This window comes from Streptomyces sp. NBC_00250 (assembly GCF_036192275.1).
GTDB lineage: Bacteria > Actinomycetota > Actinomycetes > Streptomycetales > Streptomycetaceae > Streptomyces.
Genome location: NZ_CP108089.1, coordinates 49,018 through 63,722 on the forward strand (window position 1 = coordinate 49,018; position 14,705 = coordinate 63,722).

A 14,705-nucleotide genomic window follows, 5' to 3' on the forward strand; every position below is an offset into this window, starting at 1 on the left:
TCTCAGTCTCCAAGATCCCCGACCTCGTCACCCGCGATCAGCTCTGCGTCTCCTCGCGGCGTCCAATAGCGGCCGCATCGGGTACGACGAGCAGCTTGCCGGTGGTACGCCGAGCCTCCAGATCGCTGTGGGCCTGGGCGGCCTCGGACAATGCGTATCGGCCCGTTACGGTGACCTCGAGCGCCTTGGAGCGCACCCACTCGAACACATCGGCGGCCCGTCGGAGCAGTTCGGACCGATCGGCGATGAAGTCCCCGAGGCTGGGCCGGATCAGGGTCAGCGAACCGCCGTGGGCGAGCCGAATCGGATCGAACGGCGGCACGGCACCGCTTGCCGCGCCGAAGAGCACGAGATGGCCGCGGGTTCGCAGGCTGGCGAGGCTCGCATCGAAGGTGTGCGCGCCGACGCCGTCGAAGACAACCGGCAGTCCCTGACCGCCGTTGAGCCGCCTCACCTCGGCCGCGAGATCGTCGACTGCGGAGGAAAGGATCACCTCAGCGGCCCCGGCACGCTTCGCCAGCTCGGCCTTCGCCGTGGTCGACGTCGTGCCGATCACCCTGCCGCCGAGATGGGTGATGAGCTGGGTCAAAAGCAGCCCCATGCCGCCGGCAGCCGCATGCACGAGCACCGTGTCGCCTCCCTGAACCGGGTAGGCATCCTTGATGAGATAGTGCGCGGTCATGCCTTGCAGGAGCACGGCGGCGGCGGTCTCGAAGCCGATGTCGTCGGGCAGCGGCACCAGCCGGGAGGAGTCCACGACGGCCCGCTCGGCATACGTGCCGGGAATCTCCACCCAGCCGACCCGGTCCCCGACCGCGACGTCGGCGACGCCGGGTCCGACTTCGACGACCGTGCCGGCGCCCTCAGAGCCCGGGGTGAAGGGCAGCGGGTGGCTGTACCGGCCTTCGCGGTAGTAGACGTCGAGGAAGTTGACCCCGGATGCGGCGACCTCCACGACCGCCTCGCCCGGACCCGGCCGCGGCTGGTCCACCTCGGCCTCCTGCAGCACCTCGGGACCGCCCACTTCGTACACCTGAATCGCTCGCATGACCCTCCAATAACGGCTAGTCCCCCACTAACCCCGTTGACGGCGATCCGATTCCCGGCAAGGAACGCTGGCTACGGCTACCTGCACACCGCCGTCGACGACCACTCCCGCCTCGCCTACAGCGAGATCCACGCGGACGAGAAGAAGGAGACCGCCACCGCCTTCTGGCAACGGGCCCACGCCTTCTTCACCGGCGCTGGGATCACCGTCGAACGGGTTCTGACCGACAACGGCTCCTGCTACCGCTCACGCGACTGGCGCGACAGCCTGGCGGCGGCCGGGATCACCCACAAACGAACCCGGCCCTACCGGCCCCAGACCACACGCAAGCCGCGTCCCCAACCTGACGAGGCAATACACCTAGACAGCACGTTCCGGAACGCGGTCCCTGGATTCCGGGTGATCTTGATCATCGGCCGTGGCGGCGGCACGCAGCGCCGCCTCGACCCGACGGTTGCTGGTCATGGTGGCGGTGACGGCGGTCATGGTGAGGAGGAGGCCGGCGGCGGTGTAGAGCGGGGTGCGGACGTCGTACGTGGTGGCCAGCCAGCCGCCCAGGAAGGCGCCGAACGGGGCGGCGCACATGGCGAGCATGCGGGAGGTGGAGGCGACCCGGCCCATCAGGTGGGCGGGGACGATCGACTGCCGGAGGGAGGGGGCGAGCACCATCGTGGCGCCCATGCCCGCTCCGCAGACGGCGAGTGCGAGGCCGGCGACGTACGGGTTCGGGGCGGCGGCAAGGCCCAGGATGGCGAGTCCCTCGACTGCTGCCGTGCAGGTCAGCGCGGTGCCGGTGCCGAGTCGCCGACCGAGGAAGGAGGCGATGCCCGCGCCGAGCAGACCGCCGGTGGCCTCCGCCGTGAGGAGCAGGCCGAAGCCGAAGGTGCCGATGCCCAGACGATCGCGAGCGAAGAGGGCGAGCACGGTCTCCACGGCGAGGAAGGCGACGTTCCCGACCGCCGGACGCAGCGCGAGCCCGAGCAGCAACCGATCCCGGAACACGTACGAGGCGCCGGCGCGTGCCTGCCGCAGCAGTGACTCACGGGCCTGCGGTACGGGCCGGGGTGCGGCGGGCAGCGAGCGTACGAGCAGTGCGGAGACCGCGAACGAGACAGCGTCGGCGAGCAGCGGAACCGCCCGCCCGAGCGCGAGCAGGGCACTGCCCGCGGGCGGCCCGGCGAAGCCCGACGCGGCGGTCTGGGTGCCGCGCAGGCGGGAGTTGGCGCGCTCCAGGAGCGCGGGGTCGCGGCCGAGCAGATCCGGCAGATAGGCCGTGGCGGCCGTGTCGAAGAAGAGTCCGCCGAGGCCGAGGAGGAAGGCGACGGCCGCGAGCAGGGGAATGCTCAGCGCGTCGAGCGCGGCGGCTGCCGCCGGTATCGCGAGCAGCACCGCACGCACCGCGTCCGTGACCCACATCGTGCGCCGGCGGTCCCAGCGGTCCACCAGGGCACCGCCGAGCACCCCGAAGAGCAGCCACGGCAGTGTTCCGGCGGCCGCGACGACGGCGAGCGCCATCGGGTCCCGCGTCAACGTCAGCGCGAGCAGCGGCAGTGCGGCGTGCGACACCCCGTCACCGAGCGAGGATATTGTCTGCGCGGTCCACAGCCGTCCGAACCCGGTCGGCAGCTTCCGAAGGTCTGAATTCACTTGGTCTCCCCTTCGGTCTGCGCGCGCGATGCCGGGTGGAACAGGGCGAAGACGAGTGACGCGTCCGGCAGCGACGGATCGGACAGCTCCCGGTACTCCTTCGCCAGTGCCTGCAGCCGCGCCCCCAGCTCCGCGAACTGCTCGTCGGTGAGTCGCAGATGCATCATCCCCACGTGCCGCTCGCCGTCCGCCGGCGCTGCCTCCAGGTCCGCCACCGCATGCCGCATCAGCATGTCCGGGCCTCCCTCGCCCGGATCCGGCAGCACGATCGACCGCGCGGCCATCGCGTAGTACCGCTCGGTGACCCCCCGGACCTTCCGGGTGCGGACCACCTTCACCAGGCCGGCCCGTTCGAGCAGCCGTACGTGGTAGCTGGAGCTCCCCTTCGCGAGGCCCACTCGCTCGGCGATCTGCGTGATCGTCGCGGGCTCGAAGCGGAGCACGGCCATGATCCGGTGGCGCGTGAGGTTGGAGACGGCGCGTAGCTGCTCGTCAGTGGTGACGTGGAGCGCCTCGGGAACTTCGTCGGTAGGCATGAGCTAATGGTCAACGTTTCTTGACCATTGGGCAAGGGGTTTTCGCTCCGACTTCCGGAATCAGCCATTCAGCAAGTGAGGGCGCTCCACGCGGGATTCAAGAGCCACTCGCCACTCTGGTCCCCGACAGGACAAGGGACGAGGGGCGGAGATGGCGCACCAGCTCACCGGGGAACGGCCGGCGACGGACACCGGGCAGGGGCACGCCGACACCCGGCACGGGGACAGCGACCCCGTCCCGGCCTGGTTCGCGAACGCCGTGTTCGGAAACCTGCCGCGCTCCGACCAGCGGCGCTGCGCCACCGCCTACCTCCGGGCGCTGCTCACCTCGCCCGGACGCAAGACCGTCCGCGCGATGGCGAACTCCACCACGGACCTCCAGGCCCTCCAGCAGTTCGTCAACGCCAGCCCCTGGGACTGGCGGCCGGCCCGCCGGGCGCTCGGCCGCCTCGCGGCCGAGCGGATGAACCTGCGGGCCACCGTCGTCGACCTCGCCCTCGTCCCCAAGTACGGCGAGCAGATCGTGGGCGTCCACCGGCGGCCCACCCCCACCGGCGGCTCCGTCAACTGTCAGGTCTCGCTCGGCATGTTCCTCACCGAACGGGGCCGGAGCCTGCCCGTCGACTGGCGGCTCTACCTCAACCGCGCCTGGGGCGAGGACAAGGCGCACCGGCAGCGCGCCCGGGTCCCCGACGGGGTACGCCGCCGCCCCCTGGAGGAGCTGGCGCTCGAACTCCTCGACGAGGCGCCGGAGCCGCGGCGGGGCCGTACTCCGCCCGTGATCCTCGATCTGCGCGGCACCGGAGACACCTGCCGCGCCGCGGCCGGTCTCCTCGACCGCGGCGCGGACTTCCTGCTGTCCCTGGGTGAGGCCGAGCGGCGGCGGGCCAACCTGTTGAAGCCGCCGGTACGCGGACCCCTGGTGACTCTCGCCTCCCCGGCACGCCTCGACCTGCCGGGATACGGAGCGGGCCGCTTCCGGCTCCTCACCGAGTGGTCCCCGGCGCGCGACCGCCCCAGACAGGTGTGGCTGACCAACATCCTGGACGGTGCGTCGAACGACTTCCTCGCCCTGCTGCGGCTCAGGAACACTTCCGGCGGAGCGCTGACGGCCATCAGCGAGGACTACGGGATGGCGGACTTCACGGGCCGGTCGTTCCCCGGCTGGAACCACCACATGACGCTGGTGTCCGCGGCGTACGCGGTGGACACGCTGGAGCTCGGCGACGACGACGTGCCGTAGTGCCGTAACTCGCCCGCTCGTCGACGAAGGGCCCGCAGGCGGTTGCCTGCGGGCCCTTCGTGCCGTGTTCGGCGTCTGCAGTCAGTCCTTGATGTCGCAGATCGCGGCGCCGGAGGTGACCGAGGCGCCGACCTCGGCGGCCAGGTCCTTGATGGTGCCGGAGCGGTGGGCGTTGAGCGGCTGCTCCATCTTCATGGCCTCCAGGACGACGATCAGGTCGCCTTCCTTGACCTCCTGGCCCTCCTCGACCGCGATCTTGACGATCGTGCCCTGCATCGGGGAGGCGAGGGTGTCGCCGGAGGCGGCCGGGCCGGACTTCTTGGCGGCGCGGCGCTTCGGCTTCGCACCCGCCGCGAGCCCGGTCCGGGCCAGCTTCATCCCCAGGGCGAAGGGGAGGGAGACTTCGAGGCGCTTGCCGCCGACCTCGACCACGATCGTCTCGCGACCTGCCTCGTCCTCCTCCGTGTCCGCGCCGGCGGGGGCGAAGGGCTTGATGTCGTTGACGAACTCGGTCTCGATCCACCGGGTGTGGACCCGGAACGGGTCGGCGGTGAAGTCGGGGTCCACCACCACGGCCTGGTGGAACGGGATGGCGGTGGCCATGCCCTCGACCTTGAACTCGCCGAGCGCGCGGGCGGCGCGCTGCAGGGCCTGCTCGCGGGTGGCACCCGTCACGATCAGCTTGGCCAGGAGCGAGTCCCAGGCCGGGCCGATCACCGAGCCGGACTCCACGCCCGCGTCGAGGCGGACGCCGGGGCCGGTCGGCGGGGCGAAGAGGGTGACGGTGCCGGGGGCGGGCAGGAAGCCGCGGCCCGGGTCCTCGCCGTTGATGCGGAACTCGAACGAGTGACCCCTTATGGCCGGGTCGTCGTAGCCGAGCTCCTCGCCGTCGGCGATGCGGAACATCTCGCGGACGAGGTCGATGCCGGTGACCTCTTCGGTGACCGGGTGTTCGACCTGGAGGCGGGTGTTGACCTCCAGGAAGGAGATCGTGCCGTCGGTGCCGACGAGGAACTCGACCGTGCCGGCGCCGACGTAGCCGGCTTCCTTCAGGATCGCCTTGGACGCCGCGTACAGCTCGGCGTTCTGCGCCTCGGACAGGAACGGCGCGGGGGCCTCCTCCACCAGCTTCTGGTGGCGGCGCTGCAGCGAGCAGTCACGGGTGGAGACGACGACCACGTTGCCGTGGGAGTCGGCCAGGCACTGCGTCTCGACGTGGCGGGGCTTGTCGAGGTAGCGCTCGACGAAGCACTCGCCCCGGCCGAACGCGGCAACGGCCTCACGCACGGCCGAGTCGTACAGCTCCGGGACCTCCTCCAGCGTCCGGGCGACCTTCAGACCACGGCCGCCGCCGCCGAAGGCGGCCTTGATCGCGATCGGCAGCCCGTGCTCCTCGGCGAACGCCACGACCTCATCCGCACCCGAGACCGGGTCGGGGGTGCCCGCGACGAGCGGGGCACCGGCACGCTGGGCGATGTGACGGGCCGCCACCTTGTCACCCAGATCACGGATCGCCTGCGGCGGCGGACCGATCCACGTCAGACCCGCGTCCAGCACGGCCTGCGCGAACTCGGCGTTCTCCGAAAGGAACCCGTAACCGGGGTGGACCGCGTCCGCACCCGAGTCCTTCGCCGCCTGCAACACCTTCGCCATGTCCAGATAACTGGTCGCCGGAGTGTCACCGCCCAGAGCGAACGCCTCATCAGCCGCCCGGACATGCAGAGCATCCCGGTCCGGCTCGGCGTACACGGCCACGCTGCCGATACCCGCATCCCGGCACGCCCGGGCCACACGGACAGCGATTTCGCCACGGTTGGCGATGAGCACCTTGCGCACGACGGCTCCTCATACCTGTTTCACGGCATACGTGATACCTGTTTCACGACAAACGGAATGTACGACGCATGTGGCGGGAATTCATGCCACGGACGGGACCATCCGTGTCCCGTGCCGGTGCGGCTGAAGCGGCAGATGCGCTTCCACCTGGGTCCCGTGCCCCCGCGAGCTGCTCACGGTCAGCCGGCCGCCGGCGTCCTCCATCCGCTCCGTCATGGAACGGAAGCCCTGATGGGCGTGGCCGGGCCGCAGCACCCGCTCGACGTCGAACCCGCGACCGTCGTCCTCGACGCTCGCGTACGCCCACCAGCGGGTGGAGCGCACCGAGACCTTCACCCGCCCGGCCTTGGAGTGCGCGAAGCTGTTGCGCAGCGCCTCCCGGACCGTGAGGTACAGGTCCCGGCGCCGTACGTCGGGCAGGAGGCCCTCGTCGCCCGTCACCTTCACGGTGACCTGGACCCCGTCCGGCGCGGCCCCGACCGCGAACGCGCGCAGCGCCACGTCGAGCGGCGGGACGACGGACCGCTCCCGCACCCCGCCGACCAGGTCGCGCAGCCGCTGGTCCGTGGCCCGCAGTGCGTCCCGGGCGGCCGCGATCCGGTCGGCGGTGACCGGATCCAGCGGCTCGTCGCAGTCCTCCAGGGCCTCCCGGGCCGCGGTGACGCCGTCGGCGACATCGTCGTGGAGCTCGCGGGAGATCCGGCGCTGCTCATGCCAGCAGCACTCGGACTGGTCCGCCGAGCCGGTGCTTTCGCCCGCCCGCCGGGCCGCCTCGCCGAGGACCCGCACAGATCCCTCGTCGAGGCGGCCGCTCTCCATCATCTGCAGCATGGCGCACTCCATGAGCAGGACGGCCGCCGCCGCGTTGTGGTGGGGTGCCAACGTCACCGGCGGGGTGGGGGGTGGCCCGGGGTCGGCCGCGAGGTCGGTGCCGAACGCGGCGGCCAGGACGGCACGGGCCCGGTCGTTCAGGGCCTGCCGTACGGAACTGTCCCAGCGGACAGCCTTGTTCAGCGTCGCCGGGAGCGCCGACTCGAACCGGCGCAGCACCGCGTCCAGGCATTCGGAACCCGGCCCCTCCGCGGAGCGCGCCGGCTTCCGGGGCACGAACTGCCGCGCGACGTGGGGCCCGGCCGGCCCGGGGGCCGCCTGCTGTGCCACACGGACGAGTCCTTCCTGCAGGGCCTCGGCGAAACCGGGGCCGATGACGGACTCCCAGCCGCCGACCGCGACCTCGGCGGTCATCGGGTCGGGGCGTCCGCGCGGTGGAACGCGCCGCCGAAGAACAGCAGCCCGTCCGCGCCGTCGCCACGGCTCGAACCGACCACGTCGCCGATGAACACGGTGTGGTCGCCTATCTCGTAGGCGGCGGAGACCTCGCACTCCAGCCAGGCCAGCGACCCGTTCAGGAGGGGGGCTCCCGTGGCGGGGCCGGGGACCCAGTCGACGCCGGTGAACTGGCTGGGTCCCAGGGGGCGCTTCTTGTCGGCGAAGAAGCGGGCCAGACCCTCCTGGCCGGCCCCCATGATCGAGACGCCGAAGTGCCCGGCGGAGGTGATCGCCTTGTACATGACCGCGCTGTGCGCGATGGAGCACAGGACGGACGGCGGATCGAGAGAGATCGACGTGAAGGCGTTCGCCGTCATGCCGTGGATGTTCTCACCGCCGACCGACAGCACGGTGACACCGGTCGCGAACAGCGACATGACCTCCCGCAGCGGGGCGGGATGCGTCGCGGGCCCCGGGGAAACGGCGACGCCAGTGGATACGGAATTCATGCCGCGCCTTTCATGTAATCCATGGGGATAAATGTACGAGGGGAATCCGGCGGTCGAGGAACCGTCGAGTAACTGGCCGCTCAGCCGTGTGCGGGGGAGTGTCGGATTACCGTTCCATGAGCGCCCGTTCACGAGGGGATGAGCGCTCCGTGGTTAGGATCTGGGCGTTTCGGTCAGGGCACCGTCAAAAAGGGGTGACATGAATAGCGTCTCTGCTGATCCGCAGCTCGCTGAACCGTATCTGCTCGGTTGGCTGGCCTCGCTCGGTCTCGACGTCGATTACGTACGGGCCGAAGGAAATACTCTGTATTACCTCGGTGCGAACGGCGCGGAGATTCCCGTACTCGATTTCGCGGGCGGGTACGGTTCCCTGATCCTGGGCCACAACCATCCGGAGATCACGGCGTACGCGCAGCGGCTCCTCGCGTCCCAGACGCCGGTGCACGCGCAGTTCTCCCGCCACCCGTACGCGAACGACGTCGCCGTCGCGCTCAACCGGATCCTCCAGCGCGAGCTGGGCACGGAGGAGAACTACTCCGCGATCTTCGCCAACACCGGTGCCGAGGCGGTGGAGGCGGCCGTCAAGCATGCCGAGCTCGACCGCGGGCTCCGGCTCGCCGAGCTCCGCGAGCAGCTCGACGCGAACCTGGCCGCCGCCCGCGCGGCGGTCGCGGACGGGGCGGTCGTCGCGGCGGAGGCGTACCGCCTCGTCGGTGTGGACGCGCAGGCCGGAACGGCCGGATTCGAGGCGCTGGCGGCGGCGGTCGCAGGGCACAACGCCGAGCAGACCGGCCGGCCGCCGGTGCTCCTGACCCTGGAGGGCGGGTTCCACGGCAAGCTGGTCGGCAGTGTCCAGCTCACCCACAACGAGGGCTACCGGGCCCCCTTCGCCGCCCTGGCGACGCCCGCCCGGTTCATCCCCGCGGACAGCCCGCAGGCCCTCAAGGCCGTCCTGGAGAGCGAGCGGGCGACCGTGTTCGACCTGGTCGTCGAGGGCGGCACGGTGTCGGTGGCCGAGCGGAACTCCCCGGTGTTCTGCGCCTTCGTCCTGGAGCCCATCCAGGGCGAAGGCGGGATCCGCGTCCTCTCCGAGGAGTTCGCCCAGGAGATCCAGCGGGCCTGCGCCGAGGTCGACTGCCCGGTCATCGTCGACGAGGTGCAGAGCGGAATGGGCCGGAGCGGCGACTTCCTGGCGAGTTCGGCGCTGGGCCTGCGCGGCGACTACTACGCGCTCGCCAAGAGCCTGGGCGGCGGCATAGCGAAGACGTCCGTCATGCTCACCCGCCAGTCCCGCTACCGCTCCGAGTTCGAGCTCGTGCACAGCTCCACCTTCGCGAAGGACGCACTCTCGTGCTTCATCTCGCAGAAGGTCCTGGAGATCCTGGAAGCCGATGACGGGGCCGCGTACCGCACGGTCCGGGAGCGCGGCGCGAAGCTGCTCGGGATGCTGGAGGGCGTGCGCGCCGACTTCCCCGACGTGGTGAAGGACGTGCGGGGGCGGGGCCTGATGCTCGGCCTGGAGTTCCACGACCAGTCCGGCTCCGGCTCCGAGGCCATCCGCGAGAGCGCCCCGCTGCTGGGGTACACGGTCGCCGGGTATCTGATGCGCGAGCACCGGATCCGTACGTTCCCGACCGCGAGCGCCGTGAACACGCTCCGGTTCGAGCCCTCGCTGTACCTGACCGACGCCGAGATCGACCAGCTGGAGCGGGGCCTGCGGGGCGCCGCCCAGCTCTTCCGCACCCACGACGGGGCCGGTCTCACCGGCACGGCGGCGGACGCGGCCTGACGCGCGACGGTCCCCGGGCCGGCCGGTACGCGATGCACCGGCGACCCGGGGACCGGCATGTCGGCGGGGTCGGCGGGGTCGGCGGGGTCGGCGGGGTCGGTGGGACGCGCCGGGCGCCCGGGTTCTGGGCGCGTCGACGCAACGCGCCGGCCGCCCGGGAGACCCGTACGTCAGTCCATGCCCCGCACGATGTGGGGCTCGCCGGGCTCCTCGTCCGCGCCGGCGAGCTGGAGCGGCGGGTAGCGCAGGACGTGCGCAAGGCCCTTGGGGAAGGCGTGGCCGAGGTCGGCGTCGTACGTGTCGTCGCGCATCATGTCCTCCGGTCGTCGAATGGAACGGCCCCGCCGCTCGCCGGCCCGGTCCGGGCGGACGTCGTGGACCGCACGGGCGGCCGCAGACCGATGGCGGTCACCACCAGCCCGTTGCCCGTACGCCACCGTCCGTCGAAGGCGGTGATCCGTACGCCGTCCACCACCGGTCCGGGGACCAGGAGTTCGGCGCGGAACGTGCCCGCCACGGGATCGGGTGTGATCACGGCCTCGTCGAAGTCCAGAGGCCGCCCGGTGAGCGGGAACCAGGTCTTGTAGACGCTCTCCTTGGCGCTGAACAGCAGCCGGTCCCAGGAGACGGCCGGCCGCCGCGCGGTGAACTCGCGCAGCCAGACCCGCTCCTGGGGGAGCGATATCAGCTCCAGGATGTCCGGCGAGGGCAGTGGCGCGTTCGGCTCGGCGTCGCAGCCGACCGCCAGCAGATCCGTGGCCCGGGCCACGGCCGCCGCGCGGTAGCCCTGACAGTGCGTCATGCTGCCGACGACGCCCTCCGGCCACCGGGGCGCTCCGCGCGCGCCGGGCAGCAGCGGCGCCGGCGGCAGCCCGAGCCGGGCCAAAGCCTGCCGGGCACAGGCCCGGACCGAGGCGAACTCCCTGCGGCGCCCGGCGACGGCTCCCGCCACCACGCGCTCCTCCTCGGGGAACAGGCCGGGCGGCCCGGGAGGGTCGTGGAAGAGCTCGGCGGTGACGACCGGCGCGGGGAGCAGCGCGGCGATCACGGCCGTTCTCCGGTGGGAGCGTCGGTGGGAGCGTCGGTGGGAGCGTCGGTGGGTGCGTCGGTGGGTGCGTCGGTGGGAGCGTCGGTGGGAGCGTCGGTGGGAGCGTCGGTGGGAGCGTCGGCGGGTGCCTCGGCGGCGAGGTCTGTCGGGGCCTCGGCCGGGGCCCCGGCGGGTGCTTCGGCGGGCGCTTCGGGCGGGATCCCTGTCGGGGCCGGGGCCGAGAAGCCCGGCAGGACCCGTGGAGCGTGGCCGGGGTCGGCTCGACGGCGCCATTCGCGCGGGTAGCCGAGGGACACCTCGTAGTGCGGTATCCCCTGCTTCCGTATCAGCCGGGGGATGTGCAGATGCCCGTAGACGACGGCGGCGGCCCGGTACCGGACCGGCCAGTCGGCGGTGGCCTCCGTACCGCACCACAGGGCGAAGTCGGGGAAGCGCAGCACCTCCGTGGGCTCGCGCACCAGGGGGAAGTGGTTGACGAGGACGGTCGGCAGGTCGGCGGGGAGCGCGTCGAGGCGCTCGGCGGTCCGCCGGAGGCGGGCCCGGCACCAGTCGGCGATGCCGGCGTACGGGTCGGGGTGGAGCAGGATCTCGTCGGTCGCGACGACCCCCGCTTCGTCCGCGAGCCGCAGCGCCTCCTCGGCGTTGCGGACGCCGGGGCGCCGGAAGCTGTAGTCGTACAGGAGGAACAGCGGCACGATCACCGCGGGGCCGCCCGCCCCGTGCCACACCGGGTAGGGGTCCTCGGGGGTGGTGACGCCCAGGCTCCGGCAGAGCTGGACCAGGGCGTCGTACCGGGCGGCGCCGCGTGTCTGGACCGGGTCGTCCGGAGGGGTCCACAGTTCGTGGTTGCCCGGCGCCCAGATGACCTTCCGGAACCGGCCGGCCAGCGTGGACAGCGCCCATTCGATGTCGGCCATGTGCTCCCCGACGTCGCCCGCGACGAGCAGCCAGTCCTCGTCCGAGGAGGGCCGCAGCGCCTCGACGACCGCCCGGTTCTCGTCGTAGCGCACATGGAGGTCGCTGAGGGCCAGCAGACTGCCGGGGGAGGAGTGGCCGTGGGGGTGGGCTTCGGCGCGACCCTCGGGGTGGCCCTTGGGATGACCTTCGGGATGGCCCTCAGGAGGTGGCGGTAGCACGCCCGATCACGCCGTGGAGCCCGCGACGAGCAGGCCGTCCGTGATGATGTCGCGGACCTCGTCCGTACGGTCGTCCAGGTAGAAGTGGCCACCGGGCAGGATCCGCAGTTCGAAGTCGCCGCTGGTGTGGTCGTGCCAGGCCGCGGCCTCGTCGACGGCCACCACCGGGTCCGCGTCGCCGATCAGCACGGTGACGGGGGCGGCCAGCGGGACGCCGCCGCTCCAGCGGTACGCGCCGAGGGCGCCGTAGTCCGCGCGCAGCGCCGGCATCACCATGGCGAGCAGCTCGGGGTCGTCGAGCACCGCGTGGCCGGTCCCGCCGAGACCGCGCACCGCCCTGAGGATCTCCGTGTCGCTGCCGAGCCGGTCGTGCGGGCTGGGCAGCGGCGAGGGCGCGCCGCGTCCGGAGAGGAACACCCGGCAGGGGCCCGGCCGCCCGGCGGCGACCAGACGACGGGCCGTCTCGTACGCGAGGACCGCCCCCATGCTGTGGCCGAAGAAGGCGTAGGGCTCGTCCGTCAGCGGAACCATGGCCTCGGCGAGGGCGTCGGCGTGGGCGTCGACGCTGCGGTACGGCTCCTCCCGCCGCCGGTCCTGACGGCCGGGGTACTGCACGGCGAGCACGTCGACGTGCTCGCCGAGCGCCCGCGACAGGGGAATGAACGCGCTGGCCGCGCCGCCCGCGTGCGGGAAGCACACCAACCGCACCGCGCCCTCACGGGCCGCTCCGAAGCGCCTGAACCACGTGCTATCCACTACGTCCCTTTCAGCGGGCCGGTACCCGGTGGCACCAGACGGGGGAGCATGAACTGCCAGAACCGGCCGAGCCGTTGCCGGGAGAGCCAGGTGGGATCCTTGCGGCCGAGGGCCTCGAAGCCGACGGTCGACGCCGCGACGACGGTCACGACGTCCTCCGGCTCGGTCCCGTCGGCGAGCGCGCCGATCTTCGCCGCGTGCCGCAGCGTGCCGTCGATCCAGTCCCGCCACTGGCCGTGCAGGTCGACCGGGCTCGCCCAGGACGGTTCGCAGCCGAGCGTGAACCCGGCGCGCAGGATGACGTCGCTGTTCAGCCCGTCGAAGAGCTGGTGGGAGGTCTCGACGAGGTTCTGGATCAGGTCGACGTCACCATGGGATCCACGGCCCTCGGATCCGTCCGGCGCCGGACCGGTGATACACCACAGCCGCTGGACGGCCGCCTGCTCGATGGCCTCCGCGAGGGCGCTCTTGTTGGCGAAGTGGAAGTGCAGGGCACCGCTGCTCACTCCGGCCCGGTGCGAGATGGCGGAGAGGGAGGCCGATACGAAACCGTCGGTGTCGAAGATCTCCGCCGCGGATCGGAGCACCGTCGCTCGTGTACGGACAGCGCGTTCCTGTTTAGCCATGTGCACTCCGTGGATGCCTGGGGGCGCTGCTGACGGCCCCTCAAGAACGTCCAGCGTAATGAACCGCAACGGCGGTTTTCTATCGGCCCGGATCGAGTTCGTCTTGAAAAGGCCACCCGTCGGACGGCCCGGAATCCGGAGCCTGGCCTGCCCGAGCGGGGGGAAGGATCGGACAGGCCAGGAGAAGGGGGGACCTACTCCGGGAGCAGGGTGCCGGCGACCGGACGGTCGATGGACATGAGCCAGCGGCCGTCCTCGCCACGACGCAGTACGTCGGTGCAGTTGCCTTCGATACGGACGGGCTCGCCCTCGGGCCCCGTGCTGTCGACGCTGAACTTCACGCCGATCAGGGCCACGTCGCCGGCCACGTACGCGTGCGTGATCTCGGCCTTGAGGAACGGCTTCGGCGCGAGGAACTCCTTGAAGAACTCCAGGCGCTCCTTCCCGGTGAGCGGGGAGCCGGAGAAGTTCGATATCGCGTCCTCGCGGTAGAGGAGGTCGAACAGGGCTCCGTCACCGGAATTGAAGAGCTGGATGAAGATCTCGTTCTGAGTATCCGCGTCCGCGGTCAGATCGGGGTTGTCGACGTCGAAGTCGACCGTGATACCGGGAATGCTCATGGTCTGCGACACCACTTTCTTGGGTCTGGGGGTGCCTCCGCGCCGGGCACGGAGACGCGCGGGTTACTGCTGCTCGCCGTACGGGGTTACTTCTTCTCGCCGTACGGCTCGTCGATGGCGTAGCGCCAGTTGCCGTCCGCACCCTTGCGCAGCACGTCGACCCCGACGCCCGTCAGCAGCTCGGGGATGCCCGCGTCGTCCACGGTGGCGATGGACCAGTCCACGATCAGGAGCGCGGTGTCTCCGGTCTCGAAGACCTGGCGCGGCTTGGCGCTCATCTTCGGCGAGCGGGCCAGGAACTCCTTGACGGCGTCCTTGCGGGCCTGGCCCGTGAGCGGCTTGCCCGGTTCCCAGACCGCGACGGCCTCGTCGGTGTACATCTCGTTCACGGCGTCGGCGTCGCCCGCGTTGAAGGCCGCCTCGTACAGCGCGGTGTGCTGGGCGACATCGCTGGTCAGATTACTCATGGTGAGACCGTTCCTGCTTTCTTCCGGCATGACACCCGGGAATTCGAGGAGTTTCACGCAGATCTGTCCAGAACGTAACCGGCCAACCTCACCGGCCGCCCACCGACAAGTAACGGACCGTCCACCCCGTTGCCGAATCGGGCGGTTACCCGTGCATGACCGGGTGTTGAGAAGA

14 protein-coding genes and 2 pseudogenes are annotated in these 14,705 nt (G+C 71.4%); 3 read left to right on the forward strand and 13 right to left on the reverse strand.

The genetic code is table 11. The features are described from left to right. Positions 1-37 precede the first annotated feature (37 nt). On the reverse strand, positions 38-1,048 hold the full coding sequence (locus tag OG259_RS41470; protein WP_328947380.1) for a quinone oxidoreductase family protein: 1,011 nt from the start codon (positions 1,046-1,048) through the stop codon (positions 38-40). Positions 1,049-1,117: 69 nt separating this feature from the next. Between OG259_RS41470 and OG259_RS41475 the strand changes: the two are divergent. Then, a pseudogene (locus OG259_RS41475) lies at positions 1,118-1,378 on the forward strand (DDE-type integrase/transposase/recombinase); the annotation flags it as partial. A 30-nt stretch (positions 1,379-1,408) separates the two neighbouring features. Here OG259_RS41475 and OG259_RS41480 read toward each other — a convergent pair. Continuing rightward, a complete protein-coding gene (locus OG259_RS41480; RefSeq protein WP_328947381.1) occupies positions 1,409-2,695 on the reverse strand; it encodes an MFS transporter in 1,287 nt (428 codons plus the stop codon). Continuing rightward, complete coding sequence (locus OG259_RS41485; protein WP_328947382.1) at positions 2,692-3,231, reverse strand: ArsR/SmtB family transcription factor; 540 nt, start codon at positions 3,229-3,231, stop codon at positions 2,692-2,694. The genes OG259_RS41480 and OG259_RS41485 overlap by 4 nt, the downstream gene beginning before the upstream one ends. Positions 3,232-3,382: 151 nt before the next feature. On the opposite strand from OG259_RS41485, the gene OG259_RS41490 reads away from it, so the two are divergent. Beyond that, positions 3,383-4,474 (forward strand): IS701 family transposase, encoded by a 1,092-nt coding sequence (locus OG259_RS41490; RefSeq protein WP_328947383.1) that lies wholly within the window; start codon positions 3,383-3,385, stop codon positions 4,472-4,474. A gap of 81 nt (positions 4,475-4,555) precedes the next feature. On the opposite strand, the gene OG259_RS41495 is transcribed toward OG259_RS41490, so the two are convergent. The 3 genes from OG259_RS41495 to OG259_RS41505 form a co-directional block, all read right to left on the reverse strand. Further along, positions 4,556-6,310 (reverse strand): acetyl/propionyl/methylcrotonyl-CoA carboxylase subunit alpha, encoded by a 1,755-nt coding sequence (locus OG259_RS41495; protein WP_328947384.1) that lies wholly within the window; start codon positions 6,308-6,310, stop codon positions 4,556-4,558. An 81-nt stretch (positions 6,311-6,391) separates the two neighbouring features. Then, positions 6,392-7,555 carry a sensor histidine kinase gene (locus OG259_RS41500; RefSeq protein WP_328947385.1) on the reverse strand — a complete coding sequence of 388 codons (1,164 nt, stop codon included), beginning with the start codon at positions 7,553-7,555 and terminating at the stop codon, positions 6,392-6,394. Next, positions 7,552-8,088, reverse strand: a complete 537-nt coding sequence (locus tag OG259_RS41505; RefSeq protein ID WP_328947386.1) for a flavin reductase family protein — start codon at positions 8,086-8,088, stop codon at positions 7,552-7,554. The genes OG259_RS41500 and OG259_RS41505 overlap by 4 nt, the downstream gene beginning before the upstream one ends. 199 nt (positions 8,089-8,287) lie before the next feature. Between OG259_RS41505 and OG259_RS41510 the strand changes: the two genes are divergently transcribed. Beyond that, positions 8,288-9,877: an aspartate aminotransferase family protein gene (locus OG259_RS41510; protein WP_328947387.1), complete on the forward strand. Its 1,590-nt coding sequence runs from the start codon at positions 8,288-8,290 to the stop codon at positions 9,875-9,877. Between the two features lie 170 nt (positions 9,878-10,047). Here the strand turns inward: OG259_RS41510 and OG259_RS41515 are convergent, their stop codons facing one another. The 7 genes and pseudogenes from OG259_RS41515 to OG259_RS41545 form a co-directional block, all read right to left on the reverse strand. Continuing rightward, the gene (locus tag OG259_RS41515; RefSeq protein ID WP_328947388.1) at positions 10,048-10,188 is read right to left on the reverse strand and encodes a hypothetical protein; all 141 of its coding nucleotides are present in this window, start codon (positions 10,186-10,188) and stop codon (positions 10,048-10,050) included. Further along, complete coding sequence (locus OG259_RS41520) at positions 10,188-10,925, reverse strand: 4'-phosphopantetheinyl transferase family protein (RefSeq protein WP_328947389.1); 738 nt, start codon at positions 10,923-10,925, stop codon at positions 10,188-10,190. Before OG259_RS41520 ends, OG259_RS41515 begins: the two co-directional genes overlap by 1 nt. 227 nt (positions 10,926-11,152) lie before the next feature. Continuing rightward, positions 11,153-11,959, reverse strand: a pseudogene (locus OG259_RS41525) (metallophosphoesterase family protein); the annotation flags it as partial. Between the two features lie 108 nt (positions 11,960-12,067). Continuing rightward, complete coding sequence (locus OG259_RS41530; protein ID WP_328947390.1) at positions 12,068-12,817, reverse strand: thioesterase II family protein; 750 nt, start codon at positions 12,815-12,817, stop codon at positions 12,068-12,070. Continuing rightward, on the reverse strand, positions 12,817-13,404 hold the full coding sequence (locus OG259_RS41535; RefSeq protein ID WP_443052168.1) for a TetR family transcriptional regulator: 588 nt from the start codon (positions 13,402-13,404) through the stop codon (positions 12,817-12,819). The genes OG259_RS41530 and OG259_RS41535 overlap by 1 nt, the downstream gene beginning before the upstream one ends. Positions 13,405-13,637: 233 nt before the next feature. Beyond that, positions 13,638-14,063 carry a YybH family protein gene (locus tag OG259_RS41540; protein ID WP_266903185.1) on the reverse strand — a complete coding sequence of 142 codons (426 nt, stop codon included), beginning with the start codon at positions 14,061-14,063 and terminating at the stop codon, positions 13,638-13,640. Between the two features lie 86 nt (positions 14,064-14,149). Continuing rightward, positions 14,150-14,530 carry a YybH family protein gene (locus OG259_RS41545; protein ID WP_266903183.1) on the reverse strand — a complete coding sequence of 127 codons (381 nt, stop codon included), beginning with the start codon at positions 14,528-14,530 and terminating at the stop codon, positions 14,150-14,152. Positions 14,531-14,705 lie beyond the last annotated feature (175 nt).